General features: G+C 73.0%; 24 protein-coding genes and 1 pseudogene. 13 read left to right on the top strand and 12 right to left on the bottom strand.

Features of this window, described 5'->3' with window-relative positions:
• Positions 1-43 precede the first annotated feature (43 nt).
• Positions 44-3,841, bottom strand: coding sequence for a CHAT domain-containing protein (locus ACFZDE_RS30465; protein WP_391205232.1), 3,798 nt, complete (start codon positions 3,839-3,841; stop codon positions 44-46).
• A 71-nt stretch (positions 3,842-3,912) separates the two neighbouring features.
• Here ACFZDE_RS30465 and ACFZDE_RS30460 point away from each other — a divergent pair, with 71 nt between their 5' ends.
• The 7 genes from ACFZDE_RS30460 to ACFZDE_RS30430 all read left to right on the top strand — a co-directional run bounded on the left by ACFZDE_RS30460 (position 3,913) and on the right by ACFZDE_RS30430 (position 9,015).
• Positions 3,913-4,305: a hypothetical protein gene (locus ACFZDE_RS30460; protein WP_391001743.1), complete on the top strand. Its 393-nt coding sequence runs from the start codon at positions 3,913-3,915 to the stop codon at positions 4,303-4,305.
• Positions 4,302-5,255 (top strand): hypothetical protein, encoded by a 954-nt coding sequence (locus tag ACFZDE_RS30455; RefSeq protein WP_391001745.1) that lies wholly within the window; start codon positions 4,302-4,304, stop codon positions 5,253-5,255. The genes ACFZDE_RS30460 and ACFZDE_RS30455 overlap by 4 nt, the downstream gene beginning before the upstream one ends.
• A gap of 81 nt (positions 5,256-5,336) precedes the next feature.
• Complete coding sequence (locus ACFZDE_RS30450; RefSeq protein WP_391001747.1) at positions 5,337-6,338, top strand: RNA polymerase subunit sigma-70; 1,002 nt, start codon at positions 5,337-5,339, stop codon at positions 6,336-6,338.
• A gap of 152 nt (positions 6,339-6,490) precedes the next feature.
• Positions 6,491-6,877: a gas vesicle protein GvpJ gene (locus ACFZDE_RS30445; RefSeq protein ID WP_391205229.1), complete on the top strand. Its 387-nt coding sequence runs from the start codon at positions 6,491-6,493 to the stop codon at positions 6,875-6,877.
• 46 nt (positions 6,878-6,923) lie between these two features.
• A complete protein-coding gene (locus tag ACFZDE_RS30440; protein ID WP_391205226.1) occupies positions 6,924-7,463 on the top strand; it encodes a DinB family protein in 540 nt (179 codons plus the stop codon).
• A gap of 29 nt (positions 7,464-7,492) precedes the next feature.
• Entirely contained in the window at positions 7,493-7,915 is a 423-nt protein-coding gene (locus tag ACFZDE_RS30435) for a hypothetical protein (protein WP_391205223.1), read from the top strand.
• Positions 7,916-8,364: 449 nt separating this feature from the next.
• Positions 8,365-9,015 carry a hypothetical protein gene (locus tag ACFZDE_RS30430; RefSeq protein WP_391205695.1) on the top strand — a complete coding sequence of 217 codons (651 nt, stop codon included), beginning with the start codon at positions 8,365-8,367 and terminating at the stop codon, positions 9,013-9,015.
• Between the two features lie 18 nt (positions 9,016-9,033).
• Here ACFZDE_RS30430 and ACFZDE_RS30425 read toward each other — a convergent pair whose 3' ends face one another.
• Positions 9,034-10,017 carry a LysR substrate-binding domain-containing protein gene (locus tag ACFZDE_RS30425; RefSeq protein WP_391205220.1) on the bottom strand — a complete coding sequence of 328 codons (984 nt, stop codon included), beginning with the start codon at positions 10,015-10,017 and terminating at the stop codon, positions 9,034-9,036.
• A gap of 71 nt (positions 10,018-10,088) precedes the next feature.
• Here ACFZDE_RS30425 and dapA point away from each other — a divergent pair, with 71 nt between their 5' ends.
• A complete protein-coding gene (gene dapA, locus ACFZDE_RS30420; protein WP_391205216.1) occupies positions 10,089-11,015 on the top strand; it encodes a 4-hydroxy-tetrahydrodipicolinate synthase in 927 nt (308 codons plus the stop codon).
• A gap of 6 nt (positions 11,016-11,021) precedes the next feature.
• Here dapA and ACFZDE_RS30415 read toward each other — a convergent pair whose 3' ends face one another.
• The 5 genes and pseudogenes from ACFZDE_RS30415 to ACFZDE_RS30395 all read right to left on the bottom strand — a co-directional run bounded on the left by ACFZDE_RS30415 (position 11,022) and on the right by ACFZDE_RS30395 (position 17,211).
• Positions 11,022-12,059 carry a MerR family transcriptional regulator gene (locus ACFZDE_RS30415; RefSeq protein WP_391205214.1) on the bottom strand — a complete coding sequence of 346 codons (1,038 nt, stop codon included), beginning with the start codon at positions 12,057-12,059 and terminating at the stop codon, positions 11,022-11,024.
• Positions 12,053-12,757: a HEAT repeat domain-containing protein gene (locus ACFZDE_RS30410; RefSeq protein ID WP_391205211.1), complete on the bottom strand. Its 705-nt coding sequence runs from the start codon at positions 12,755-12,757 to the stop codon at positions 12,053-12,055. Before ACFZDE_RS30410 ends, ACFZDE_RS30415 begins: the two co-directional genes overlap by 7 nt.
• 63 nt (positions 12,758-12,820) lie before the next feature.
• Positions 12,821-13,837 carry a tryptophan 7-halogenase gene (locus ACFZDE_RS30405; RefSeq protein WP_391205692.1) on the bottom strand — a complete coding sequence of 339 codons (1,017 nt, stop codon included), beginning with the start codon at positions 13,835-13,837 and terminating at the stop codon, positions 12,821-12,823.
• Positions 13,838-14,122: 285 nt separating this feature from the next.
• Positions 14,123-14,197, bottom strand: a pseudogene (locus ACFZDE_RS30400) (hypothetical protein); the annotation flags it as partial.
• A gap of 14 nt (positions 14,198-14,211) precedes the next feature.
• Entirely contained in the window at positions 14,212-17,211 is a 3,000-nt protein-coding gene (locus tag ACFZDE_RS30395) for a LodA/GoxA family CTQ-dependent oxidase (protein ID WP_391205208.1), read from the bottom strand.
• A 335-nt stretch (positions 17,212-17,546) separates the two neighbouring features.
• Between ACFZDE_RS30395 and ACFZDE_RS30390 the strand changes: the two genes are divergently transcribed.
• Entirely contained in the window at positions 17,547-18,758 is a 1,212-nt protein-coding gene (locus ACFZDE_RS30390) for a Cmx/CmrA family chloramphenicol efflux MFS transporter (protein WP_391205205.1), read from the top strand.
• Between the two features lie 4 nt (positions 18,759-18,762).
• On the opposite strand, the gene ACFZDE_RS30385 is transcribed toward ACFZDE_RS30390, so the two are convergent.
• Both ACFZDE_RS30385 and ACFZDE_RS30380 read right to left on the bottom strand, forming a co-directional pair.
• On the bottom strand, positions 18,763-19,221 hold the full coding sequence (locus ACFZDE_RS30385; RefSeq protein WP_391205202.1) for an SRPBCC family protein: 459 nt from the start codon (positions 19,219-19,221) through the stop codon (positions 18,763-18,765).
• A gap of 162 nt (positions 19,222-19,383) precedes the next feature.
• Positions 19,384-19,611: a hypothetical protein gene (locus ACFZDE_RS30380; protein WP_391205199.1), complete on the bottom strand. Its 228-nt coding sequence runs from the start codon at positions 19,609-19,611 to the stop codon at positions 19,384-19,386.
• On the opposite strand from ACFZDE_RS30380, the gene ACFZDE_RS30375 reads away from it, so the two are divergent.
• The 3 genes from ACFZDE_RS30375 (at position 19,598) to ACFZDE_RS30365 (ending at position 22,013) form a co-directional block, all read left to right on the top strand.
• Complete coding sequence (locus ACFZDE_RS30375) at positions 19,598-19,882, top strand: hypothetical protein (RefSeq protein ID WP_391001772.1); 285 nt, start codon at positions 19,598-19,600, stop codon at positions 19,880-19,882. The genes ACFZDE_RS30380 and ACFZDE_RS30375 overlap by 14 nt on opposite strands.
• 113 nt (positions 19,883-19,995) lie before the next feature.
• On the top strand, positions 19,996-20,685 hold the full coding sequence (locus ACFZDE_RS30370) for a response regulator (protein WP_391001774.1): 690 nt from the start codon (positions 19,996-19,998) through the stop codon (positions 20,683-20,685).
• The gene (locus ACFZDE_RS30365; RefSeq protein WP_391205196.1) at positions 20,682-22,013 is read left to right on the top strand and encodes an ATP-binding protein; all 1,332 of its coding nucleotides are present in this window, start codon (positions 20,682-20,684) and stop codon (positions 22,011-22,013) included. Before ACFZDE_RS30370 ends, ACFZDE_RS30365 begins: the two co-directional genes overlap by 4 nt.
• 21 nt (positions 22,014-22,034) lie before the next feature.
• Here the strand turns inward: ACFZDE_RS30365 and ACFZDE_RS30360 are convergent, their stop codons facing one another.
• The 3 genes from ACFZDE_RS30360 to ACFZDE_RS30350 all read right to left on the bottom strand — a co-directional run bounded on the left by ACFZDE_RS30360 (position 22,035) and on the right by ACFZDE_RS30350 (position 24,650).
• Positions 22,035-22,886: a CAP domain-containing protein gene (locus ACFZDE_RS30360; RefSeq protein WP_391205193.1), complete on the bottom strand. Its 852-nt coding sequence runs from the start codon at positions 22,884-22,886 to the stop codon at positions 22,035-22,037.
• A gap of 352 nt (positions 22,887-23,238) precedes the next feature.
• Positions 23,239-23,493, bottom strand: coding sequence for a membrane protein insertion efficiency factor YidD (yidD, locus tag ACFZDE_RS30355; RefSeq protein ID WP_391205190.1), 255 nt, complete (start codon positions 23,491-23,493; stop codon positions 23,239-23,241).
• A gap of 101 nt (positions 23,494-23,594) precedes the next feature.
• Positions 23,595-24,650 carry a terpene cyclase gene (locus ACFZDE_RS30350; protein ID WP_391205187.1) on the bottom strand — a complete coding sequence of 352 codons (1,056 nt, stop codon included), beginning with the start codon at positions 24,648-24,650 and terminating at the stop codon, positions 23,595-23,597.
• A 430-nt stretch (positions 24,651-25,080) separates the two neighbouring features.
• Here ACFZDE_RS30350 and ACFZDE_RS30345 point away from each other — a divergent pair, with 430 nt between their 5' ends.
• Complete coding sequence (locus ACFZDE_RS30345) at positions 25,081-25,686, top strand: dihydrofolate reductase family protein (RefSeq protein ID WP_391205184.1); 606 nt, start codon at positions 25,081-25,083, stop codon at positions 25,684-25,686.
• The last annotated feature ends 20 nt before the right edge of the window (positions 25,687-25,706 follow it).

Here is a 25,706-nt window from a genome sequence, read left to right as displayed (position 1 = left end):
GGTACGGCCGGCGCGACCGATCCGGCGACCCGCCGGCGCATGCTCAGACACCGGTGTGGACGTGGGCGGCCCAGCGGGTGGGCGTGGCGGGATAGCGGTCACGCAGGTCCGAGAGAGCGTCGGTGAGGGCCTGGGCGCCGGGCAGGCCTGCGGCACGGCGGGTGTGGAAGGCCTCGGCGACCGCTTCGGCCGCCGCGTCGGTGACCGGCCAGAGGGTGCCCACGACCTGGCGGTATCCGCACAGCTGGAAGGCCGCCGTGATGTGCACGAACTCGTCCGCGAGCCGGTGTGCCGTGACACCGGTGCTGCACGCGGACAGATGGGCCAGGTCCGCCCGGCGCAGGCGCAGGTCCGCGAGCACGGCGACGGTCAGCGGACGCTCGCGGTGATCGGCGAGCAGCAGCCGGCTGCCCGACGGGTCGATCGGGTCGGTCAGACCGTGGCACACGAAATGCGCGGTGCCGTGCCGGGGGAGGGCGTCGAGCACCGCGTGCGAAGTGGCGGCCGGGCCGGTCAGAACGGTGACGGGCCCGGCCGGCCGCAACAGCTCGGCGACCCGCGCCGCCTCCCCCTCGGCATGGCCGAGGGGCTCCGCGCCCGGGGTCTGCGGCAGGGCGACGACCAGCGTGCCCGCGTCCGGGGACGCGGCAGGCCGGGCCCGGGCCTGCGCCAGGACCCGCAGCGTGGAGGTGGTGGACGACACCGTCCGGTCGAAGAGCGTGGCGCGCCGCCGGCCCGCGGGCGGCACAGAACGGTGCAGTCCGGCCGCGTGCAGCGGCAGCGAGGCGAGGAACCCGACCGGGCACCACCACACACGGGGCCTGGGCCGGTCCTCCGTACCGTCGATGCCGAGCCGGTCGAGCACGGGGGCGGCGACGGCGTCCCACAGCCATTCGAGCATCTCGTGGAGCTCGCTCTGGGCGTGCTCCTGCGCGCCGAAGGAGGCGAAGGGGTCGTCTCCCGGCTCGCGGAGGGCGGCGAGCGCGTCCTGGAGCCGCTGCGCACGGGCGACCGCGTCCTCGGCGATCAGACCGGGCAGCGGGACGACGGTGACCGGCTCCGCGGGCGGAGCCTCAGGATCGAGGATGAGCGCGTCGGAGCGCCAGCCGCTGCTGTAGACCAGCACCACCGGACCCTCTCCCGCCGCGCCCCGCAGCTCGTCGATCGTCGGCCCGTCCAGGAAGTCGGCGTTGCCCACCGCGCGGATGCGGGCGAGCAGCCGCGTCCAGCGGACGCCGTGCCGTAGCCGCTCCTCGGCCGAGCCGTCGAACGCGGTCGGCGCGGCGGAACGCAACTCCTCCAACTCTGCGGCGAGTTCGGGCTGCTCGCGGCGCAGGTCCGCGAGTGCCGCGTCAGGGGTGCCCAGGGCGTCGGCGGCGAGGACGCCGCGGGCGCGTTCCAGGAGTTCGACGGCCCGTGCCGGGTGGCCGGCCGCGACGGCGGCGGCCGCTGTGGACGAGGCCAGCCCCGCGGTCTCCCGCAACGTGAACTGCCGGTCCCGGCGCGTGAGTTCGTGCGGGGCGACGAGCGGCAGCAATCCGACGGCGGTCCCGAAGGCGTCGAGCGCGGCTTCGGCGTCCCCGCGGTCCATGGCTTGGTTGCCGGCGCGGGCCGCGGCGGCGAACCGTGCGGCGGGCCGGGCCGTGGTGATCGAGGAGGCCTGCCGGAAGGCCTCCTCGGCCTCCGCGGCGGCCTCGGCGGCGCGCTCGGCGTCACCCGCGGCCCTCGCCTCGTGGCACTCCTCGGCGCGGACCATCGCGAGCGTCAGCAGGAACTCGACACGGTCCGGATGCTCCTCGGGCACGGCACCGGCCGCCGCACGGGACAACTCGGCGGCCTGCGCCAGGGCGTCGGGCTCCGGCCTCTCCAGCACCGCCCCGGCCCGGTGATGGGCCAGAAGGCATTCGGCGAGCGCGATCCGGACCATGGGCCCGTTCGTCGCGTCCAGCGGAATCTCGGCGACCGCCTCGCGCAGCAGGGCCAGAGCCAGCTCGAGCAGGGCCGCATGAGGCTCGGGCCCCGCGCACAGGCCCAGGACGGCGTGACCGGCCCGGGCGACGAGGGACGGCTTCAGGGGATGGTCGTCGGGGCATGTCTTCTGGGCTTCCAGACAGCAGCTGACGCCCTCCGACATCCGCTCGACGTACGCGTCCTCCTCGCTCAGCCGGTCCGATCCGCGCACCAGCACCTCGCCGAGATGGGCCAGCGCCACGGCGCGCCCCACGCCGGACGGGGGCGAGGCAGCCACCACCTCGCGGGCGTAGATCTCGGCGTCCCTGAGGGCGTCCAGGTCCCGGCGGCGCTGGTACAGCTGGAAGAGCCCCTGGCTCAGCTCGGTGAGCCAGGTGAGCTGCTCCCCGGCGGTGAGATCGGGGTCCGGGCCGCCGGGGCCACCGTCGAGCTCCCGCAGCAGCTCGATGCCCTCGGCGAGTGCGGCGAGGTCCCCGGTCTCGTCGTACCGCCTCAGCAGGGTCCCGGCGAGTAACCGCCGCGCGCGGCGCGACCGGGGCCCGGGCGCCTCGGCCCGTACGCGGAGCCGCGCCTCCTCGACGGGGTCGGCGGTGTCCCTCCCGGCCGCGTGGACCAGCCGCTCGGCCTCCCGCAGCAGCCCGGCGGCGTCGCGGTACGAGGAGTGACCGGGCGGCGCGAGACGCACCGCCTCCTCGGCGGACGCCAGAGCCTCCGCGACGAGCATCGTGCGCCCCTCCGCCCGTTCCTGCCCGGCGAGGTCGAGCAGGCACCGGGTGAGCAGCAGGCGGCGGGTGATCCGGTTGGGATCGTTGGCGGCGGAGCCCGCCACCGAGGCCCGCAGCGCGTCGGCGGACCGGCGCAGCAGCCGCACGTCGCGGGTCTCCTGGTAGAGGTTGCGCAGGTCCTTGCCGTAGTTGTTGAGGATCGCGGCCCGCTGTGGCTCCGTGTCCGGCACGGTGCGGGCGGCCTCCGCGCCGAAATCGACGGCGGAGCGCAGGACCGCCGGATCCGCGGAGCGGTCGTACAACGCCGAATACAGGTTCTGCACATGGCAGAGGCGCACCGCGCGCAGCGGGTCGTGCGAGGGCGTGAGGTTCAGCGCGACGATGCTCACCTCCAGGCTCTCCTTCAGGGCCGCCTCGTCGCCGGTGCGGCGGAACGCGTCGAGGAGCAGCGAGCCGTGGTTGAACAGGACCAGCGGCCGCTGCGGGTCGTGCTCGGCGCAGAGCCGGTAGGCCTCCTCGCTGTACCCGCGCGCCTCCTGGAGGACGCGGAGGTCGCCGGTCAGGGCCAGTTCGTGCTGGAGGGCGACGCCCAGCGCGCTCCGGGCGCGGACGCTGCGGGAGCGCTGCTCCTCGGGCAGGATGTCCAGCAACCCCGGGGTGGCGCCCACCAGTTCACGCATCAGCACGACAGCCGTGCGGAGGGTCTCCGGGTCGCGGATCGTGCGGTAGCGCTCGACGGCGAACGCGGCATGGTCGTACAGCGCCTCCAGCCGCAGATCGAGGTCGCGGGCGATCTTGGCCAGGGGTCTCGGCAGCCGCGGCAGGCGCCGTACTCCGGCCCGGACGCCCGACGGCACGAGCGCGGGTGCGAGCGCGTCGAGCCAGGCCGACAGCTCCAGGGCGCGATGGCGCAGGGCACCTGCCGCGGCGGGAGGCTGCGGGGCGGCCAGGTGCAGCTGCCAGCACGCGACGGCGACGGTCCGGGCCATGTCTGCCTCGGGCGGTGGATGGTCCTGCAGCGCCTGGTCGGTGAGCAGCAGCAGGCCCACGGTCGTGGGGTCGAGGAGCGGCCCGAGGTCCCCGGTCTCCTCGAACACGCTGACCCGGGCGCGCAGTTCGGCGTACAGACTCAGTTCCACAGCCACTCGACGCTCCCGTCCCCCGGTCGGCCACCATCTGCCATTCTCTGCCATGACGACCTTGGACGGGAGGGCGCATGCACGACCTGGCGGATCGAATCGACCGGCTGTGCCGACTGCTCGGCGGGGGCGAACTCGCCCGCAGGGCCCGGGAGTACGGGGTGGCCGAGCACTTGGAGCGGGTACTCGGCGCCGTGCGCGACGGAACCGACCCCGAGCGGATACGCGCCGATCTCGAAGCCCTGGACGAGGGGTTCGCCCGGCACGGCATCGACGGCCTGACCACCCGGACCCGGGCCTACCAACGCCTGCCGGGGACCGTCGGGCATCCGGTGCTGCGGGGCTGGGTGTGCCCGGCGGCCCATCGCTGCTCCCGGTTCACCCAGCACGGCGCGACCCCGGACGGCGACGCCGGGCCCGTGTGCGAAGCGCTGGGCACCCCGCTGCTCAGGGTGGAGATCCCGCTGTGAACGCCTTCCTGGGAGAACTCGGCCGCAAGCTGGCCGAACGCTGGGCGACCCTGCTCCTGCTGCCGGGCGCGCTGTACGTGGCCGTGGCGACGGCCGCGTCGGTGCTCGGCCAGGGCCACGCGCTGGACCTACGGGCGCTGAGCTCCTGGATCGACTCCCTCGCCGCCGCTCGGGGCGCCGGTCAGGCCGGGATCGTCGTACTCGTGGCGGCCGGCGCACTGGCGGCTGCCATGGGCGTGGGCCTCTGCGCGGCGGCACTCGGCGAGGGTGTGGCCCTGCTGTGGGCGGCGCAGGGGCGGCGCGGCCCGGCGCGCCTGCTGGCCGAGCGGCGCCGCAAGCGGTGGCGGCGGGCCTACGCGGAGGTCGTCGCGGCGCGCCGGGCGGTGGCACTGAGCGCCGTACCTCCGCACGGCGCGGACCCCGGGGCCCGCGCGGCGCTGCGGGCGTCGCTGGACCGGTGCCGCCGGATCTGCCCGGTGCCGGCCGATCGCCCGACCTGGATCGGGGACCGGCTGCGGGCGGTCGACCTGCGGGTCCACCACGCGTACCGGATCGACATGGAGGCGCTCTGGCCGAGGCTGTGGCTGGCGCTGCCGGACCCGGCGCGCACCGAGCTGACGGACGCGCACGCCGCCTACCGGGCCAACGCCCGGCTGACGGGCTGGGGCCTGATGTACCTGCTGGTGGCACTGTGGTGGTGGCCCGCCGCGCTCATCGCCACCGTCACGCTCGGCACGGCCTGGATCCGCGCCCGGGGCGCGGCCGAGGCCCTCGCGGACCTGGTGGAGGGGGCGGTGGACCTGTACGGGCGCGACGTGGCGACGGCGCTCGGGGTAGTGCCGGACGGCGAGGGCCTGGACCGCGCGTCGGGTGACGCGGTGAGCGCGCTGCTGCGCAAGGACGACTCCCTGCATCCGGAACCGACGGATCCGCCCGACGGCCCGCTGTAGCCGACCGCCCCCGGTGATGAGTTTCGGCCCCCGCGCCCGTCACACCTACGACGGGGCACGACGAGGCGGAGGGACGACGCGATGAGTACGGACACGCGGCTGGAGGAACTGGGCGTGAGCGGTCTGGGCGAGGTCGACGAGCAGGAGTTCTCGGGTCTGGCGGAGCGGCACCGGCGGGAGCTGCACGTGCACTGCTACCGGATGCTCGGCTCGTTCGAGGACGCCGAGGACACCGTGCAGGAGACGTTCCTGCGTGCCTGGCGGCGGCGGGAGACCTTCCAGGGGCGCTCGACGTTCCGGGCCTGGCTGTACCGGATCGCCACCAACGCCTGCCTCGACCTGCTCGCCAAGGTCCGCCCGGAGCCCGCCACCGGCGGCGAGGTGCGGTGGCTGCAGCCCTACCCGGACCGGCTGCTGGACGAGCTGCCCGCTGCCGACGCCGACGAGCCGGAGTCGGTCGCCGTCGCGCGGGAGACGATCGAGCTGGCGTACCTGGTGGCGGTCCAGCACCTCGCGCCCCGCCCGCGGGCCGTGCTCATCCTGCGGGACGTGCTCGGCTGGCCCGCGAAGGACGTCGCGGAGTGCCTGGGCGACTCCGTGAACTCCGTGAACAGCGCCTTGCAGCGGGCCCGCGCCGGGCTGCGGGAGCACCTGCCCGCCGAGCGGCAGGACTGGAGCGGCGGCGGCGATCAGGACGCCCGGACGCGCGAGCTGGTGCGGCGCTACACCGACGCCAGCGTGGCCACGGACATCGACCGGCTCACCACCCTGCTGCGCGAGGACGTCCGCTGCTCGATGCCGCCCACGCCGGGCCTGTACATCGGACGCGACGCGGTGGTGAACGACTGGATCACGAGCGGCTTCGAAGGCATGAAGGGCCTGCGCGCCGTCCCCACCTCCGTGAACCGGCAGCCCGCCCTCGCCTTCTACATCTGGGAGCGGCAGGAGGACGCGTACCTGCCGCTGACGATCGACGTCCTGCGCGTCACCGGCGGCCTGATCACCGAGATCGTCACCTTCCACGACGACCGGTTCGAGCGACTCGGACTCCCGGACCGCCTGAAGGCGGAAGGAACGCAGTAGCCGCGCGAGCGAGGACGGTCCGGGGCCCTGTGCTTCGTACGCGCGTTTGATGCGGCGAATAGGGGTCATCCGCATGCCAGGCCCGCCTCCCGACGGGGCGGCGCCGGCATCGGCATGCGGGGACACGAAGCGGGCGACGAGGGGTGAACGCGATGACCGTCGCGACACAGCAGGGTGGCGGGGGCGGTTCCAGCGGCCTCTACGACGTTCTCGAACTCATTCTCGATCGCGGGCTGGTGATCGACGCGTTCGTGCGCGTCTCCCTCGTCGGCATCGAGATCCTCAAGATCGACATACGGATCGTGGTGGCCAGTGTGGACACCTACCTGCGCTTCGCCGAGGCGTGCAACCGTCTCGATCTGGAGGCGGGGCCGCGCAAACCGGCCGGGCTCACGGATCTCGCGGGGAAGATCACCGAGTCCGGTGCCCGCGGCAAGACCAAGGGCGCCCTGTCCGGCGCGGCGGAGACCATCGCCGACGCCTTCCAGCAGGCCCGGGACGAGGGCAGGGACCGTCGGACGGGCCGCGGCCGCTCGTAGGGCAGACCTCGCGTCGCGGCCGAGATGTCGGCAGTAATCTGCGGACATGACAAGAAGCGAGCGACTCGCGGACCAACTCGACCGGCACTGGCAGAAGAACCTGCGACCGCGACTGCACGGTCTCACCGATGACGAGTACTTCTGGGAGCCGGTGCGCGACTGCTGGAGCATCCGCCCCCGTGACACGTCGAGCGCGCCGATGCCGGAAGGCGCGGGGGAGTGGACGATGGACTTCGCCTCACCCGCCCCGGAACCGGCGCCGGTGACCACGATCGCCTGGCGGCTTGCGCACATCATCGTCTCCTGCCTGGGCTATCGCGTCGGATTTCACTTCGGCGGCCACGACATGGACTCCGAGACCTTCCCCTACGCGGGGACCGCTGACGAGGCGCTGAAGCAGCTCGATGACATGTACGGGAGATGGACCGCGGGGGTCCGCGAACTCTCGGACACCGACCTGGACAACCCGCCCCGGGTGGGCCCCGAGCAGTTCCCCATGGAAGGCATCGTCCTGCACGTCAACAGAGAACTGATCCACCACGGCGCCGAGATCTCCCTGCTGCGCGACCTGTACCGCCGGCGATAGAGCCACGCCGCCTGGAGCAGGATCGTGGCATGCAGATGACTGAGTCGTTCGCCACGACCGTTGCCGCCGTCGCGCCGGTCGTGTGGCTCGCCGGGGCGGTGGAGGCACATCAAGCCGTCAAGTACCTGCGAGAGAAGGCTGAAGAGCGCCGGCTGTGGGCTGCGCTGTCAGCGGCGTTGATCGTGGCGACGGCTCTCCCCCTCAGGTGGCTGACCGAGGGTGAGGGCGTACCAGCTCCGCTGGTGGCCGACTTCTGCTACTTCACCGTATGCGCGGGGATGCTCGTCGTGACCATGCTGCCGATGGCCGTCATGTCCTTGCGGATGATTCGGTCCGGAACACGCACAGCCGCGTCACTGCAAGCCGCCAGGCAACGGCGCGCGGCGGCCGAGGCTCGCCTGGTGGCACAGCGACCAGGTGACGATGACCCCGGCGAAGCGGGACGGACGTGACCCTGGCCGGCTGGTACCGCACGATCAGCTACCTGGCCAACGGGTTCCTCCTGGAGGAGGAACCCTGGGGCGCCCGCTTCCCGGCCCGGTGACACAATGCGGCCCCAGAACACGGAACAGCGTGAGCGGCTCGTGCGGCACGCCGGGCGGCATCCACCGGCGCAGTGCCTGGGCGACAGGTGCCGGGCATGCCGGTCCGAGGGTCCGAGTCGGGCCCTCCGGTCATGGCCGCACTCGACCTGCTCGGACGGCGTTGGACGATGCGCGCGCCCGGGTCGCCCGTCCGCGCCGCCGGGCGGGCATGACGCGGGACCAGGCGTGAGGATGGTGCCGCGATGGTGCTGAGCTCCAGGAAGGCGCCCCCCGCGCCTCCCACCCGGCCGGCACCCGCCCCCGGGGCCCCGGCCGTCGCGGACCGACTACCGCTGTGGAGGTACACCGTGCACGACATGCCCCTCACCAGGAGTGTCGCTGAACTGCTGCACCGGCGGCACGGTGCCTCCCGGGGCACCCGCCCCGAAGCGGGGTCCGACGGCTACGGCCTGGACAGCCGGAGAGCGGGCCAGTTCACCGAGGGGACGCTCACACCGCAGGAGGAGGAGAGGCTCGCCGACGAGGTCGCGGAACTCCTCCCGCACAGCTGGGACATCCCGACCAAGTCGCGGGAGGCCCTAACCGCGATTATCGACCATCTGGGCGGCCAGCGGGAGCTGATGGCCTGGCTGGACCGCCACCCGGGCCGTCCGCGGCTGATCGCGCGACTGTACGTCCTCATGGGCCACCTCGACCGCTACAGCGACGACCACGCGGTCGTCGCGGCCCTGCACGCGGCCCGGGAGCAGGACCCGTTCCCGGCCGGTCTGCGCGACTACCTGCTGCCCCAGACCAACGACGAGACCCTGGGGACGCTGGCCAGCCGGATGGAGAGACTCCTCGTGGAGCAGCGGGAAGCGGACGCGACCGCCCTGGCCCAGGCGACCACCGCATGGCTCGGCGACGTCGCCGACAACGCGGACAGCCCGGGCCCGGCGGTGCTGGAGATGGGCAGTGTGATGGGGCATCTGCGTCGGGACATCGCGGAGTCCGCCGGACAGCGGTGAGCGATCCGAATCCGCCGATCAGGCACCTTCCGCCCGCGGCCCGGACTGCTCCGCCCGCCCCGGCAGCCTGACCGGGCCCGCCTGCGAGGCACCGCCCGTCATGCCCACCGCCGTCCGCGCCGCCGCCACGAACGCCGCGATCGCCGGGTGGGTTCCCCCGCCCGCACGGAAGGCGACCTTCGAACGGCGGAACAGCGGGAGCCGGGTCAGCACCACGCCCTCGGGGGCGTGGGCCGTGGCCATCTCCGGTACGAATCCGGCGCCCTGCCCGATGGCCGCCAGCGCCAGGACCGTACGGAAGTCGTTGACCTGATGGCGGATGCGCGGCTGGAACCCGGCCGCCTGACAGGCCCGTACGGCCATCGCGTGACCGGTCGTGCCGTCCCGGGCCGTGATCCAGGGGGACATGGCCCACGGCCCGAGCAGTTCCGCCAGCGTTTCCCCGAGGGCGGAACGACCGGTGGCCGGCGCGGTGCCGGTGGCCAGATACATCGGCTCCTCCAGCAGGGGCACCTGGTCGACCGTCGTGTCCGGTGACGCGGGCACGAAGTCGTAGTCGTGGACGAGGGCCACGTCGAGTTCGTCGGCGCGCAGGCCGTCCGAGACCCGGGCCGAGTCGATCTCCTGCACCATCGGCTCCAGCGCGGGATGCCGCCGGGCCAGTTCGGCCAGCGTGGCGGGCACGATCGCGGGGCCGCCGGAGGGAAACGTCCCGATCCGCAGCGGCCCGCCGATGCCTTCCCGTGCCCCGGCCAGCTCGGCGACCGCCAGTTCGAGGCGCTCCAGGACGGCATCGGCGTGCGCGACGAGGGTACGGCCCGCGGGGGTGAGCACCACCCGTCTGCCGCTGCGTTCCAGCAGTGGAACGCCCGCTTCCCGCTCAAGCACGCTCAGCTGCTGGGAGACGGCCGAGGCGGTGAAGCACAGCGCCTGGGCCACGGCCGCGATGGTGCCGCGCCGGTCCAGCTCGCGCAGCAGATGGAGACGTCGCACATCGAGCATAAGGACAGCTTACGTATGAGCGAAGAAATGTGAACTGGATCTACCGGGTCGGTATCGGTGAAGCTGGGCTCATGAAGCCCGAAGCGAACCTCACCGGTCTGTTCGTCCCCCTCGTGACCCCGTTCACCGACGACCTGCGCCTCGCCCCGGACGCGCTCGCCCGCCTTGCCCACGAGGCGCTGTCGGCCGGTGGCGCCAGGGGACTCGTCGCCCTGGGAACCACCGCGGAGGCGGCCACACTGACGACCGAGGAGAAGCGGGCCGTGGTCCGCGTCTGCGCGGCGGCCTGCCGGGCGCACGGGGCGCCGCTGATCGTCGGCGTCGGCACCAACGACACCGCCGCCGCCATCACGACACTGCGGGAACTCGCCGAGAGCGGTGACGTCACCGCGGCGCTGGTCCCCGCACCGCCCTACACCCGGCCCGGCGAGGCGGGCACGATCGCCCACTTCACGGCACTCGCCGAGCACGGCGGCATGCCGCTGATCGTCTACGACATCCCCTACCGCACCGGTCAGCCCCTGGGCGTCCCGACGCTGAACGCGCTCGGGCGGCTGCCGGAGATCGTCGGGGTCAAGTACGCCACCGGAGCGATCGACGCGGCCACGATGGAACTGCTCAGCTCCTCACCATCGGGCTTCGCGGTGCTCGGCGGCGACGACGCCGTCATCTCGCCGCTGCTCGCGGCGGGTGCCCACGGCGCCGTCCTGGCGTCGTCCCACATCCGCACCGCCGATTTCGCCGAGCTGATCTCGCTCTGGCAGCGCGGCGCCACCGACCCGGCCCGCAGGCTGGGAGCCGAGTTGGCCAGCCTGTCCGCCGCGCTCTTCACCGAACCCAACCCGACCCTGATCAAGGGGGTGTTGCACGCCCAGGGCCGAATCCCGAGCCCGGCCGTCCGGCTGCCGCTGCTGGCCGCCTCCGCCAATTCCGTCCGGCGAGCGACGGACCTGGCCTCCGCCGGGACCCACCACGCCCGCCGAGTGACCGCGGCCTGACCGCCGTCAGGACTGCTCGCCGGTCCGCTCTTCCAGGGACCGCTCTCGTAGAACTCCGGCAAGAGCCGAGGCGACGAGGGCGACCGTGGCGTCGTCGTCCTGGGCCAGTCGGCGCAGGGCGTCCTGCGCGGCGGCCCCCGCGACCTCGACCAGCGCCTGGGCGAGGCGGATCCGCGTCGCGGCGTCCACGGTGGGCGCGTCCAGTTCGTCGACCAGAGCGGTCGTGACCCGGTCCGTGCACCCGGGGTCCACGGACAGCGTCCCCAGAACCTCCGCCGCCTCCACGTCGTTGACGCCCTCCACCACCATGCCGACGAGTGTGGGCACGGCCGCGGCCACGCCCTGCCTGCCCAGAGCCAGAGCGGCGTGCCGGCGCACCACCGGGTCCGGGTCCCCGAGGGCGTCCGTGAGCACCGCGGCAGCTCCCGGAGCCTCCGGCATCTCGGCGATCGCCAGCACCGCGCGCCGCCGGATGTCGACATTCTGCGACCGCAGGCCCGCACGCAGTGTCGTCACACCGTCGCCGCCCGCCCGGGCGAGAGCCCAGCGCAGAGCGCCCGCGACATGCGGATCGGATTCGGTCAGGACCGCCCCGGCCAGCAACTCGGCGGGCACCGGCACATCCTCCGGCGGGGTCAGGGCCGCCCGCTGCCGGTGCGAGGCACTGGACGAGTCGAGTCCCCGCATGAGTTCCACGATGCGCAGCACCGCCTGCCAGTCGGTGGGCGCCGACGCGTCGATCGCCCGGAGCCGCTCCAGCAGCTCCCGTTCTCGCGCCAGGCGCTCCTCCGTCCGCCGGATGAGGTCGCCGACCAGGGTGGACGGCGTGAAAGCCGGGTCCTCCAGCACGCGTCCGATCTGCTTGAGCGAGAGCCCGAGGGACCGCAGGCTCTCCACATGGAAGATCCTGCGGACATCCTCGGCGGAGTACTCGCGGTAGCCACCGACGGTGCGACCCGTCGGCCGCACCAGCCCCAGCGCGTCGTAGTGCCGGAGCATCCGGGTGCTCACGCCGGAGCGGCGGGCCACATCGCCGATCAGCACGTCGCGTCCTGCGGCGCCTCTGCGTTGCGCGCGGTCCGCACCGGCTCTGTCGTCCCTCGCCGCGGGCCGAGTGCGACCACGCGCTTCGCCTCGTAGAGGGCCGCGTCGAAACCGGTTTCAGGGTCCAGTCGGAGCAGCTCGGTGGCACGGGCGTGCGCGGCCACCGCCGGGTCGGAATTCTCCGCGGCCTTCTCCAGGGCGGGCTCGATCACGTCACCGAGGTCGACCAGCGCCCGGCTCAGACTCAGCTGCACATCCCGGTCGCCACGGCCGAGTTGCCGCGCCAGTTCGGCGGCCAGGTCCTCCTCCTCGTCCGCGGGCACGAGGACGACCGCCACCCGCCACGCGGTCCGTGCGACCTCGTCGTCGGCGTCACGCAGCATGTCGCGGGTGATCCAGCCCCATGTGCCCTCGTCGCCGATCTTGGAGAGGGTGTGCAGCGCCTGACTGCGGGCCTGGGCACGCTCGGAGCCGAGTTCCTGGCGGATCCGGGGCAGGGTGATCGTCGGCGGGAGGCGGGTCAGCGCCCAGGACAGCATGTCCCGTACGAAGAAGTCCGGCTCGATCGCGCACCGCTCGACGAGCGTCTCAAGGAACACGGGGTCGGGGTTCGAGCCGAGCGCCATGGTCGTCCGAAGCCGTACTGACGCGTCCTCGGCGCCCAGGGCATTGATCACACGGGTGTGCTGCAGGGTCACGCCGGTCGTATTGATCGGGACCACCTCCTGCGCCCAAGTGAAGACCTTGTCACCGTGTCAAGGTCAAGTTCCTGACCGGTGGGGAACGAGCGGCGCGTGCCGGCGGCGTTCCCAGAACGTATGGCCCGGCCAGCGCTGTTCCTGGCCGTAGGTCTCGGCGTGATGCCGCGCGTAGGCGCCCGCGATCCGCTCCAGGAACAGGCAGTACTCCGCGAGGGCGGCCGGCTCCCCGGACAGGCACCGCTCGACGGTCAGGCCGGCGCGGGCCCCGGTGTGCAGGGCGTTGAGGATGCCCTGGGAGGAGAGCGGATCGACGGCGAGCGCGGCGTCTCCGGCGGCGATCCATCCGGGACCCGCCGCCGGGTACAGGCGCAGCCCGTGGGCCGAGGTCCAGCGTGGCGCCGGGGCGGCGGCCGGGTCGTAGCCGTCGAGACGGGTGCGGACGTGGCGGGTCTGCCCGATCGCGTCCAGGAATCCTCCGGCGCTGCGCAGCGCGGAGTCGGCCAGATCGGCGTCCGTGAGGTGGGCGACCACGCGTCCGGCCGGAACCCTGGCCGTGTACCACCACCCTCGCGGGACCGCCTCGACCAGCGAACGGAGCTCGGCGTCCTCGGCGCGCTGACCGGGCAGCCGGCGTTCGAAGAGGGCGTACACGGCGACGAGCCGGTCCTGCTTGTGGCGTCGCCCCTGCCGACGGCCGATCACGGCACGGCGGCCGGTGGCGTCCACGAGCCAGTCGCAGCGCTCCTCCGCGACCCGGCCGCCCGCCCGGATCAGTACGCGCGGGACACCGCCGCGCAGCGGAAGCGGCACGACCTCCGCCCGGCGCGGCTCCGCCCCCGCGGCTTCGGCGGCCGCGCGCAAGAACGCGTCGAACCGGGCGCGGTCGAGGTGCCAGCCGTGCCCCTGCGGGTCGTGGAGGTGGCTGTGACCGTGCAGTGCCTCCGATCCCCAGGAGGCGTAGGTCCCCACGCACCGCAGATGCGGAGCCGCGACGAACCCGGGCCACAAGCCCAGATCGTGCAACAGCGGCCGGGCCGCGGGCGGCAGGGTCTCCCCGATCCGGAACGGAACGGTCACGGACCCGGCCCCGGAGCCGGACCTGGATTCGGCGCCGGAGCCAGACCCGGTCCCGGGCTCGGACTCGGACCTGGACCTGGACTCGGTCCCGGAGCCTGACCCAGACCTGGACTCGGTCCCAGAGCCGGACCCGGACTCGGTCCCGGGCTCGGACTCGGACCTGGACCTGGACCTGGGCTCGGTCCCGAAGCTGGTCCCGCTCCCGCTCCCGCTCCCGTTCCCGGCCCGGGCCCCGTTCCCGACCCCGCGATCGGGCCTTGCCCCGAGCGCGGCCGTGCCGTTGTCGACGAGCAGCACGCGGCGTCCCGCCCGCGCCAGAACCAGAGCCGCCACGGCACCTGCCGGGCCGCCTCCGGCCACGATCACCTCATAGCTCACCGTTCGTCCGGGAAGCGCGCGACCTTCTCGAAGTAGCCCGCCATCACCTGCTCGTGAGGAACGTCCGTCCGCGCGAGGGCCGCGGCCACGGCGCCGCCGTTCAGCGCCGGGTCCGCCGCCTCCGGCACGTGCAGGCACCGCAGGTTGCGCAGCGCGGGCGGCGGCTGCTCGGGACGGAAGCCCACCGCGGATTCCACGAACATCGTCGCGGGCAGCTCGGGATCGTCGGCGGCACCGGCGCGCCGTTCCACGAGGCCCAGCTTGCCGAAGTCCTTGACCATGGCGTTCATCTGCTGGATGCGGTCCGCGGGCAGCCACCTGTCCCACACGGCCCGCCGCTCGAAGGCGGCCCGACGCTCCTCGGCGGGGCTGCCGGGGTCGACCGCCGTCTCATAGTCCTGCTCCGTCAGCACGTGGTTGGGCACGCGCGCGGGCCAGAAGGTGGGCAGGTAGGGGTCGTAGCGCGGCCCGTACCCGAGGTAGTAGCCGGAGCGGCAGCGGGCGGTGTCGGTCTGCCAGGGCACCGCCATCCACCGCGTCAGATGACCCGGGCCCTGCGCGTACAGCGGGCCGTCGACGCCCAGGGCCGTCTGCGGGGTCAGCACGGGGCCGTAGTCGGCCTCGGGGGCGCCGGGATCGCGGTGCCGCACCCGGAAGGGGGCCGAGTACAGCGTGCCGTGCCGCATCGGCCAGGACATCTCGCACCCCGGATGGAAGGCGTCGGCGAGACAGAACGACAGGGCCGCGCGGTCGAGCATGCCCGGCCGGTCCGTCAGCGGCACCTCGTCCAGGCCGGCGGGCGGCACCGCCGCGGGATCGTGGTCGGCTTCGAAATCTCCCGCCGCCCACCGGGCAAGGGACCGGTACTGCAACGACGTCAGCGTCAGATGCTGCCGCGCGGAGACCGGCCGCACGCTCATCGAGTCGCCGTAGAGCGGCGGCCACGGCACGGGGGACAGCCCGTCACGGTCCAGGTCCCGCATCGTGGCCCAGATCTGCTGCCGCAACTCCGCCGTGCGCGGCCCGGCATCGGCCAGCAGGGCGAGCCGCTCCGGCGCCAGGAAGTGCTCCCGGCCGCCGTGCCCGAACAGGGCGGCGATACCGCGGTTCACCCACTGCAGATCGCACAGGCGCCGCAGGATCGGCAGAACGTCACGGGTGAACGAGACCTTCTCCGGGACCGGCAGGGACCCGGAGGAGACGAAGACGTCACACAGCAGGTCGTACATGGTGCGCACGGACTTCAGCTCCGGCGCGAAGTTGGGCGGCGCCACCACGACCCAGGCCGGATCGACCGGCACCGCGCGGCCGTCGACGCGCACCCGCGCGGTCACCGGGCCGTCGGAGACATCGTCGTGCCAGCCGTCGTTGTTGGCGAAGTGCGTGGCCTGCGCGTGGTCCACCGATGCCGAGACACCGTGCCCGCCCAAGAACACCAGTCGGCCGGCGCCGTCCGTGCGCACCTCACCCAGATCAACGGGCTTGCCGAGGAAGCAGCCCGTGTCGAACCGGTACTCGGGCCGGCCGGCGCGGTCCCGGCCGCGGATCGAGCGCGGACCGGGGTCGATGACCAGGCGGCCACGCTCCGCGGCGGGCACCTTGGCGTTGCGGGGCGTGCTGTCGGGCGCCGCGGCCGCTTCGGGGATGTCCAGGGCCAGCTGGAACTGGTACCAGGCGGCCTTCTTGTTGGCCACGTGCACGGTCCAGCGGATGTCCGCGTTGTCCGCGGTCAGCTCGGCGACCGGCTCCCCGGCGGCGTTGTAGCCGTACACCCGGAACCGCGCCGCCTGCCGCTTCAGCGCGCCGGTCGCGTCCTTGTACGACCCGGCGGGCAGCGGGGGAGGATCGTCCACCTCCGGCGCGAGGAAGAACTCCTCCGCGCTGTCACCGACCCGGGCCACACCGATGGCGGGATGGATCGCGGCCCGCACGACCCGGGTGTCACGCCCGTGGGGCTCACCGGACGGTGCCCGTGCCGGGCCGGGTTCCGCCACCGGTACGCCGTTCGCGTCGCGGCGCCGTACGGCCGACGCCCGGTACACGACCTTGCGGGCCTCGGCGATGCTACCGACGGGCCGATGTTCGGCCAGGCAGTGCCAGGGGTTGTACGCCAGGTTCTCGCCGTAGGCGTCCTGGCCTCGCGCCCGCACGTCCTGCTGACGCAGGGTCAGTCGCGCGACGCGCACCGGGCGGCTCAGCGACTCCTCCCATCGGACGGTGGCACGGTCGAGGGGCATCCGCTCGGGATCCGTGCGGAACTGCACCAGCAGGTCGAAGGCCGCCTCACCGGCGGCCAGCCGGTGCCGCAGGTCCCCCCGGAAGAACGAGGGGTCCTTGTCCGGCGGGACCGCCCGCGGGTCACCGGGCGGGCAGGAGACGGGCACGAGCACGTACTTCACATGCCGGTCGGGCCCGAACTCGTACGGCAGCACGCCCCAGTACGCGGCTGTCAGCGCGCTCTGCTCGGGCTTGCGCATGGCTTGCAGGATGTCGCGGGTCACCGGGTGGGCGTTCTGGTACGCGATCGGATCCTGCTGAAACTCGCACATGTCCCGGGCGGTGTCGACGAAGAACACGTCGTGGTTCTGGAGCACGAGATCCTGGGTGTCCGCCCGGTCCTCGTCGTCCAGCAGCTTCGGGCCGGGAACGCCGAACAGCTTGATGCCCATGCCGAGGGTCCGGCGGAAGTCCGGGCGGTCCGGCAGGGTGTCGCTGGAGAATCGGACCCACGCGGTCAGACCGCCCGGCTTGTCCCGGGCGGCCCGGAGGAAACCGACGCACAACTCCGGCGGCAGGTCGGGGGCGACGCTGAGCACCCCGCGAGCGGTGCCGTGGTACTTGACGAACACCGGGCGCAGCACGGGGTCCTGCCCCTGGGCGATCCGCTGCCCCATGCGCTCGCCCACGAACTCGGCCACGATGCCGGCGACCGGGTCGGCCGCGCAGTCGGGCAGGTCCTGCGACGAGTTCCGCTGGGGGTCGGCTGTCCCGCTCATGGGCACGCTCTCCTGCTGGTCGAGCTGATTCGGCGTTCCCTGCTCATTAGTGGAGCGAGACCGGGAAAAATATGCCTAAGTCCCTCGTACGGCGCAGCCCGGCAGGTTCGAAATCACCATGCTTCGGCGGGCATCGGTCGGGTAGCGTGCGGACCATGTCGAGTCCTGAGTCGGACAAGGTGGGGGCTTTCGGTCACGCCGTCAGCCCCCTGAACCACTGAGTTCGTAGCCCGTCGTCGTACCGCTTCTCGCGACGGGAACGCGTACGTGCGCCGGGGGCCGGCCGCGGTGACGAGATCACCCTCTCGCGCTTCTCCTCACCTCGGAGCCACTCGATGCCTCTCCCGCTCTATCTTCTTGCCCTGGCGGTCTTCGCCATGGGCACCTCGGAGTTCATGCTCGCCGGCCTCTTGCCGGACATCGCCTCGGATCTCGACGTCACGGTCGGGACAGCGGGCGCTCTCACCTCGGCCTACGCCATCGGCATGACGGCCGGCGCCCCCCTGGTGGCCGCGCTCGCCCGGCACTGGCCTCGGCGCCTCAGCCTTCTCGGGTTCGTGCTCGTCTTCGCGGCAGCTCACGCCGCGGGCGCCGTCACGGCGAGCTTCCCCGTTCTGTTCGCCACCCGGGTCGTCGCCGCGCTCGCGAACGCGGGGTTCCTCGCCCTCGCTCTGACGGCTGCCGCCACGCTGGTCCCGCCCGGCAGGACGGGACGCGCGCTGGCGGTGCTGCTCTCGGGCACGACGGTGGCCACGATCGCCGGGGTCCCCGGTGGTTCGGTGCTCGGCACGTCGCTCGGCTGGCGGGCCACGTTCTGGGCCGTCGCCGCTCTCTGCCTGCCGGCGGCTCTCGGCATCCTGAAGGGCATCCCCGCAGGGCGCGGCGATGACGAGGCGCCCGGCGGGCCGGCCTTGCGAACGGAACTCGCCCAGCTCACCAGGCCGCGGCTGATCCAGATGATGCTGCTCGGTGCGCTCGTGAACGCGGCGACGTTCGGAAGTCTCACCTTCCTCGCCCCCGTGGTGACCGACAGCGCCGGGCTGGGCGACTGGTGGATCTCCGTCGCACTGATGCTCTTCGGCGCCGGTTCCTTCGCAGGCGTCACCGTCGCCGGACGCCTGTCCGACCGTCGTCCCGGAGCGGTCATCGCGGTCGGCGGTCCGTTGCTGCTCGTCGGCTGGCCGGCCCTCGCGTTGCTGGCCGACGAGCCGGTCGCCCTGCTCATCCTCGTGTTCGTGCAGGGCGCACTGTCCTTCGCGCTGGGCGGCACCCTGATCACGCGGGTGCTCTACGAGGCCTCAGGAGCCCCCACCATGGCCGGCTCGTACGCGACGGCGGCGCTCAACGTGGGCGCCGCCGTCGGCCCCGTCATCGCCGCGGCCACCCTCGGCACCGGGGCAGGCGCCCTCGGGCCGCTCTGGGCGAGCGGATTCCTCGTCGCGTCGGCACTCCTCATCGCGTTGTTCCTCCGCCCCGCCCGATCGCACCCGAGGCCACCACGGTCAGGAGGGTCCGCTCCGCAGCCGGAACGCCGCTCGGCGGCGTGAGAGGTCAGCTCGGAAGAACGGCCGCTTCGGCTGCTGCCTTGATCCGGGCGCCGAAGGCCGGCGCGTCCTTGCGAGCGGCGATGAGCGCCGGGCCGAGGAGGAGCTTGCCGATCCCGTGTCCTTCCAGAACGTTGAAGATGCGGACGCGAGTCCTGCCGTCGCCCAGTGACTCCAGGTCGTAGCCCCCCTCTCCGGCGGTCACACTGTTCTTCGACACCTCTGCCCACCGGATCCGCACCGGGGCTTCGAGGTCGGTGATGCGGAACTCCCTGGCCGTCTTCATCCCGGCGTCCTTGACCGAGCTGCGGAAAACGGTCCCCACGGCTGTCGGGCCGTCGGGGACCCGCTCGATGTGGAGCACGCGAGGGCTGAACTGCGGATCGTTGCGCCCGTCGGCGAGATAGTCGAAGACCGCCTCGACCGGCCGATCGATCTCGACGGTCGCTTCAAACTGTCCTGACATGAACACTCCTCGATCGTCCGAGCCGTAGCCGTCCCGCGACTCTGCTCCGAGGATGCCCGCAGCATCGACGCCCGGTGCGGTACTGGCGCGGACACACCCGAAGAGCCCATAGCCGGTCACTCCGGCCGGGCGGCAGACCCCTCGCGACGGCTCAATGGGGTGTCACCACGACACCTCGCGGACACCGGCCCGGCTCTGCGGCTGGACCGTCGCGGTGATCTCCGACCGGTGGCGGCTGCCCGAGAACGTCACCGTCAGCGTCTGCGCCCCGGTCCGGCTCGTGCTCACCGTGAACCCCTGATTCGGCACCGCGGAGATCAGGCACACCGCGTCGCCGCCGAACCGCACGGTGGCCTTGCCGCCCTGGGACGTCACCGTGTGGACCCCCACGCCGCCTTCCTGGCACCCCGAGCCGTCCACATCGGCGGGCGCGGACGAGCTGCTCGCGCGGCCGGTCGGTGTCGGTGTAGGCGTGGGCGTCGGGCTGGGATCCGCCGCCGGTTCGCTGCTGCGGGGCGGCGCGCTGGGCGCACGGCTGCTGACCGACGGACTCGGGGAGGGTCTCGCGGAGCTGGGGCTGGGCCGCGGGGACTTCAGGGACTCCCCCTGCGCGGACTGCGCGACCGGCGCCGTCGGCCGGGTCGACCCCACCACGAAGTGAATCGTGAGGATGACAGCAGTGACACTGGCTGCCGTGCAGGCCAGCCATATGATCAGGTAGCGCAGGAGGCGGGACACGACACCATAGTGACGGACCGGCTAACGTGCCTGCTCATGGCCTCCGTACTTGTCGTCGAGGACGACCCCGTCATCCGGGCCGCGCTGATAGAGGTCCTGACCGGGCACGGCTACGCGGTCAGGACCACCCACCAGGGATTCGAGGCGCTGCGCGAGATCACCCAGAGCCCGCCCGACATCGTGGTGCTGGACCTGGGGCTGCCCGACATCGACGGCCTCGACGTACTGCGCATGATCCGGGGCATCTCCCGCGTACCGGTCCTGGTCGCCACCGCCCGCGACGACGAGAACGAGATCATCCGGCTGCTCAACGCGGGGGCCGACGACTACCTGGTCAAGCCCTTCTCCGGTGGCCAGCTCGCCGCCCGGCTCGCCGCCGTGCTGCGCCGGTCCGTACCCGCTGACGTACAGGCGGCCCGGCGGCCCGTCCTTCAGGTGGCGGACCTGCGCATCGACCCGACCGCACGCACCGCGCACCTGTCCGGCCGGGAACTGCCCCTGACGCGCCGCGAGTTCGACCTGCTCGCCTACCTCGCCGCCCACGCCGACCAGGTCGTCACCCGGCAGCGCATACTCGCCGAGGTGTGGCAGCAGCCGTACGTCGAGGACCAGACGGTCGATGTCCACCTCTCCGCGCTCCGCCGCAAAATGGGGGAGAAGGCCCGAAAGCCCCGCTATCTGCACACCGTTCGCGGCCTGGGTATCAAGCTGGTCAGCTCGCCATGAGACGTGCCCTCGCCGGAATCGCCCTGGCCGTCACCTCCATGGTGGCCCTGTCCTTCCTCATCCCCCTCGCCCTCCTCGTGCGCGAACAGGTACGGGACCGGGCCACCACCGCCGCCGAGCAGCGGGCGTCCGCCCTGTCTCCCGTCCTCGCCCTCACCACCCGGCGCGCCGACGTACAGCAGGCCGTCGCCGAGCTCGGCTCCTCCGACCAGCTCGTCGTACGGCTGCCCGACGGCGACTTCGTCGGCACCCCGCACGCGCCCAGGGACGCGCTCGACCGCGCCGTACGCGGGCGCGAGACGCTGGCCGTGGACACCTCCGGCGGCTGGGTCTACCTCCAGCCCGTCGTGTTGCAGGGCGACCGGGTCGCGGTCGTGGAAGCCTTCGTCCCCGCTGCCGACCTCACCCGGGGCGTGGCCGCGTCCTGGGGCGTCATGGCGCTGCTCGCGCTGGGTCTGGTCGGCGGCTCGGTGCTCGTCGCCGACCGGCTCGGCGCCCGCGTCGTACGGTCGTCACGCAGCCTCAAGAGCGCCTCACTGGCCCTCGGCTCCGGCGACCTGGACGTACGGGTCCAACCCGACGGCCCGCCCGAACTTCAAGAGGCCGGTGCGGCGTTCAACACCATGGCCGACCGTGTCCTGGACCTGCTCGCAGTGGAACGCGAACTGGTCGCCGACCTCTCACACCGGCTGCGCACCCCGTTGACCGCGCTGTACCTGGAGGCCGACCGGATGGGGTCGACGCCCAGCGCCCGCCGGGTCGCGGAGGCGGCCGGTCAGCTGGAGAGCGAACTGGACTCGATCATCGCCGCGGCCCGTACGCCACTGGCGTCCGCGCACCCGTCCCGAGCGGCGTCCGGTGCGGCGAAGGCGTGCGACGTCGCCGAGGTGGTCGCCATGCGCCTGGACTTCTGGTCGGTCCTCGCCACCCAACAGGGGCGGCCCCTGGAGCGCTCCCTCACACCGCGGCTGGTGCCCGTCGCCTTCCCCGAGGACGACCTCGCCGCCGTCGTCGACGCCCTCATCGGCAACGTCTTCCGGCACACCCCGGAAGGCACCGCCTTCGCCGTGCGCGTGGAGCGGGCGGACCGGCACGTGTACCTCACGGTCGACGACGCGGGAGAGGGCGTGGCCGACCCCGACGCAGCGCTCACGCGAGGTGTCAGCGTCGGAGGTTCGACGGGTCTGGGCCTGGACATCGTGGCCCGGGCGGCCCGCACGGCGGAGGGTGAACTGACCATCACCCGGGCGCCGTTGGGCGGCGCCCGGGTGCGGGTGTCGTTCGTACTGGCCGACGCGGGCGGCGCCGAAGGCGACGGGGCACGGTGAGAGGAAGCGGAGCAGCCGGGGTCAGCGCCCGGCGCCGAAGTTCTGCGTCCACCAGGGGCCGCCGTCCCCGAAGTGGACGCCCACGCCGAGCTCCTTGAAGGAGCAGTTGAGTATGTTCGCGCGGTGCCCGGGGCTGTTCATCCAGGACTTCATCACCGAGGCGGCGTCGGCCTGGCCCCGGGCTATGTTCTCGCCCAGGTTCGACCACTGGTACCCGGCGGCCTCGACCCGGGTCGTCATCGTCGAGCCGTCGGGCCCGGTGTGGGACATCACACCGCTGCGCGCCATGACGTCGCTGTAGTCGTCTGCGGCCCGAGTGAGCCGGTCGTTCGCCGTGAGGGGCGAGCAACCCGCCGCGCCACGCTCCTTGTTGACCAGCGCGAGCACCTGGGCCTCGGGCCCGCCACCGGACTGCGAGCCCGCCCCGGAGCCCGAACCACCGCTGCCCGGCCGCTCGCCGCCGGACCCACCCGCCGCCCCGCCGCCACCGTTCTTCGCCGCGGTCGGCGAGGGTGTCTTCGAGGCGGGGACGGTCGTCTTCCGCGCGCGGGGAGTGGGGTCGGCCGACTCCTTTCGCTCGTCCTTCGGCTTCGCGCTCGGCGAGCCGCTCGCCGAGGTGCTCGGGCTCGCCGAGGCAGAGGCGAGCGCCGCCGCCCCGTCGTCGGCATCTCCCGCGTTCGGCGTCCGGTCCGTGCTGTTCGCGACCACCCGGTCCGACGCGTCGCCGTCCTCGCCGCTGACCACGGCCACGGTGATCCCGACGCCCGCGAGCGCGGCGACTGCTCCCATCACCAGCGCGGGACCACGCGTCTTCGGCCCGCTGCTGGGACGGGCGTGGAAGCGGGACGGGCGAGCGGCTCGGCGGGAACCCATGCAGGACACCTCGGTTGGTCGGTTGGCTGACTCGGCCCCGAATCCGGTGGCCGCGATCGCGGCCACCGGACCTGTGGGGGGTGCTCGAGAGCCTAGGACCCGGGCGGGGCTGAGACCTCTGTTCGAAGGTCATCTTCAAGAAGCCTTAAGACAGCCACCAAAGTCCGCTCAAGCGCCGGCCCGGCCGGACGGGGGCCCCGATGACTCCGTGAGAAGCGCCGGTCCCGCGAGTCTCAACTGCCACCGCACGTGGACAGAGCACGCCGAACGGCCTCAGGGCGCCGGGTAGTTCAGTCATGCAGCGGTTTGGCCGGTCGCACGCCGGCTCGGGCAGGCGAACGCGGGGGAGCGGTCAGCCGCGACTCGATGGCACCGGGTCCAGCCGGCCCCGTCGGCGGGCGGCACCCGGCCGGCAGTGCAGCAGACGGGACAGGACCAACCGGCCGCCGCGCAGGGCGCCGTGGCGGTGCAGGGCTTGTACGGCATAGGTGGAGCAGGTGGGCGTGTAGGGGCAGCACGCCGACCGGGTCGGGCTGACCATGCAGCACCCTTCCTCCGACTCCCCGTCTTTCTGCTTCTTCCGCCGGTGCTTGTCGCTCCGCGTCATGCTGTTCGTCCTCCCCGTTCACGGCCGCAAGATCATATGACGGGTCGGGCGGCGGGTCTCGGGGCCGGGTTCGACCCCACCCCTGCTACGCGCCTCCTCGATCACCGAGACGGGGACGACCCCGACCCGGGACGCGGTGGCCGGCGGACGTCGGTGTGCAAGAACTGACCGAGATGACCGGGGCCGGAGGGCGGCACGACCCGGAGCGCATCGCGGTAGCGCTGCGTGCCGCTCTGCCAGGCGTGGTAGCCGCTCATCCACGCGGTCATGACGCGGACATAACAGGCGACGTCGGCCCGCTGCCGCTCGCAGAGGCCGAGTTGCGCGCAGACGGCAGGCACCTGTCCGGCCAGGTCCTGGAAACGCAGCACGCGCCGGTCCACCTCCTCCCGGGCCGCGATGAGGGCTTCGCGGCGGGGGAGGAGCCGGGCCCGTTCAAGGACCAGGACGACGTTGTCCATGTCGCCGCGGGCCTCCTCCTTCTCCAGGGAGTACACGTCGTTGCACATGAGGGTGACGTCGATGGCGTCCCGGCGCATGAGGCGCAGCTCAGGACTGTGGAAGGCGGACGCGGGGACGGTGAGGCCGGCCGCGCGTTCCCCGAGGGAGAGGGGCAGATCGGTGGCGGCGATGCCACGCCGGACCTGGAAGTAGGCGGCGAGGTCGGCCGGGGTGCCGCGCAGACGCCCCCGCGCTTCGTGGGCCTGCGCGGCGAAGTAGTACTCCCATTCGTGCGCGGTACGGGCGGTCCAGGCCGGGTGGGCCCCTTCGGTGCTGCGGGTCCGGATGTCGGCGAACGCCCTGGTGCAGGGGTCCGCGCCGGGCGGCGGCGGGGCGCCGTGCGCGATGTCGACCAGCACCTGGCAGACACGGGCGGTCTCGGCGGGGTCCCGGCCGAGGGGACCGTCGAACTGGTCGTCGAAGACGAAGAAGAACCCCATCGCGTCCGCCAGCAGGTCCAGGGCCGGGCCCCGGGCATGCGGGAAGCCGAGCGCGGCCAGGCGAGGCATGTCCCAGGAGACGTACCAGGCCAGGGACCGGTCATCACCGACCAGACCGGTGCGGCGCACCCAGTCCAGGTTGTGCCGGCGGGCGCCTTCGAGGTCGGGGCTGATCCCCATGTCGTCGGGGAGATCGAAGTCCATGTCCTGCGGCACGGGTCCTCCCGGAGCGGTAGCGGTCGGCGGGGGCGGCACGGGCGGCACGGGGCAGGTGGGCGCCCACGCGACCCCGTCGGCGGCACCCGGGACGATCCGGCTCCGGCCGGTGCGGCAGACCGGCCGCACCGGCCACGCCTGTCCCTACACCAGCGCATGTCGGCCCCCGCGCGGGAGCACCACGCCCTGCCCACCCGGCACACCCACCTCTCCCGGACGTCGCGCCAGGACAGCAGCCCCCGGGCAACCCCCACCCTGCCCCCGGCAGCCCGCGTAAGGGCAGGGAGCGCACGTTCCATGCAGACGCATCCGAGCGCACACCCCATGCCCCATTGCACACCGCGTGCGCCCTCCCACACCCCACGCGCGGCCGATGAGTTTCCGGCTCCCGGAAGGTCCAAGCTCGTGACACCCAGGAAAGGACACCGCCATGTCGGAGCTTCTCGTCGACTTCATCACCTCCCTCGACGGCTACGCATCGGGAGAGGGATGGCCCGGGTTCTGGGGCCTGGAAGGCCCGGAGTACCTCGCATGGCTCAAAGAGCAGCCCGAGGTCACCTACCTGATGGGAGCGAACACGTACCGCCTGATGTCCGGCTTCGCCGCAGGCGAGGTCCCGAGTGGCCAAGACGACTTCAGGCCCGAGGAAGAGGCCTCCGTGGACGAACTCACTCAAGCGTCCAAGGTGGTGTTCTCCTCCTCACTCCAGGAACCGCTGACGTGGGCCAACTGCACGCTGGTCCGCGACGACGCCGTCGAGGCGGTCCGCGCCATGAAGGCGAACGGCTCAGGGCTCCTGAGCACGATCGGCAGCCTCAGTCTGTGCCGCTCCTTGCTGCGAGCCGGACTCGTCGACCGGTTCCGGGTCGTGATGTTCCCGGTGATCACCGGAGCCACGGGTGCGGAGCGCATCTACGACGGCTATCCGGACGTCGGCCTCGAGATGATCGGACACCGCACTTTCGACGGCCGCATCCAGCTCGTCGAGTACAGGCCCCGCGTACTCGAGCACCCGCCGCTCGCCGCCCCGGCCTGACGCCGCCGCCCCGTCGTCCG

Origin of the sequence: Streptomyces sp. NPDC007929 (genome assembly GCF_042959065.1) — a bacterium.
GTDB lineage: Bacteria > Actinomycetota > Actinomycetes > Streptomycetales > Streptomycetaceae > Streptomyces.
The sequence above is the reverse complement of the archived record's forward strand: the minus strand, read 5'-3'. Positions and strand labels throughout refer to the sequence as shown.

What these genes read in the sequence shown, in the direction of transcription:
- ACFZDE_RS30345 (WP_391205184.1), top strand. Translation starts at nt 25,081, where the DNA reads ATGTCGGAGCTTCTCGTCGACTTCATCACCTCCCTCGACGGCTACGCA.
- ACFZDE_RS30390 (WP_391205205.1), top strand. Translation starts at nt 17,547, where the DNA reads ATGCCTCTCCCGCTCTATCTTCTTGCCCTGGCGGTCTTCGCCATGGGC.
- yidD (WP_391205190.1), bottom strand. Translation starts at nt 23,493, where the DNA reads ATGACGCGGAGCGACAAGCACCGGCGGAAGAAGCAGAAAGACGGGGAG.
- ACFZDE_RS30460 (WP_391001743.1), top strand. Translation starts at nt 3,913, where the DNA reads ATGCACGACCTGGCGGATCGAATCGACCGGCTGTGCCGACTGCTCGGC.
- ACFZDE_RS30360 (WP_391205193.1), bottom strand. Translation starts at nt 22,886, where the DNA reads ATGGGTTCCCGCCGAGCCGCTCGCCCGTCCCGCTTCCACGCCCGTCCC.
- ACFZDE_RS30435 (WP_391205223.1), top strand. Translation starts at nt 7,493, where the DNA reads ATGCAGATGACTGAGTCGTTCGCCACGACCGTTGCCGCCGTCGCGCCG.
- ACFZDE_RS30450 (WP_391001747.1), top strand. Translation starts at nt 5,337, where the DNA reads ATGAGTACGGACACGCGGCTGGAGGAACTGGGCGTGAGCGGTCTGGGC.
- ACFZDE_RS30440 (WP_391205226.1), top strand. Translation starts at nt 6,924, where the DNA reads ATGACAAGAAGCGAGCGACTCGCGGACCAACTCGACCGGCACTGGCAG.
- ACFZDE_RS30445 (WP_391205229.1), top strand. Translation starts at nt 6,491, where the DNA reads ATGACCGTCGCGACACAGCAGGGTGGCGGGGGCGGTTCCAGCGGCCTC.
- ACFZDE_RS30395 (WP_391205208.1), bottom strand. Translation starts at nt 17,211, where the DNA reads ATGAGCGGGACAGCCGACCCCCAGCGGAACTCGTCGCAGGACCTGCCC.
- ACFZDE_RS30370 (WP_391001774.1), top strand. Translation starts at nt 19,996, where the DNA reads ATGGCCTCCGTACTTGTCGTCGAGGACGACCCCGTCATCCGGGCCGCG.
- dapA (WP_391205216.1), top strand. Translation starts at nt 10,089, where the DNA reads ATGAAGCCCGAAGCGAACCTCACCGGTCTGTTCGTCCCCCTCGTGACC.
- ACFZDE_RS30430 (WP_391205695.1), top strand. Translation starts at nt 8,365, where the DNA reads ATGCCCCTCACCAGGAGTGTCGCTGAACTGCTGCACCGGCGGCACGGT.
- ACFZDE_RS30425 (WP_391205220.1), bottom strand. Translation starts at nt 10,017, where the DNA reads ATGCTCGATGTGCGACGTCTCCATCTGCTGCGCGAGCTGGACCGGCGC.
- ACFZDE_RS30385 (WP_391205202.1), bottom strand. Translation starts at nt 19,221, where the DNA reads ATGTCAGGACAGTTTGAAGCGACCGTCGAGATCGATCGGCCGGTCGAG.
- ACFZDE_RS30365 (WP_391205196.1), top strand. Translation starts at nt 20,682, where the DNA reads ATGAGACGTGCCCTCGCCGGAATCGCCCTGGCCGTCACCTCCATGGTG.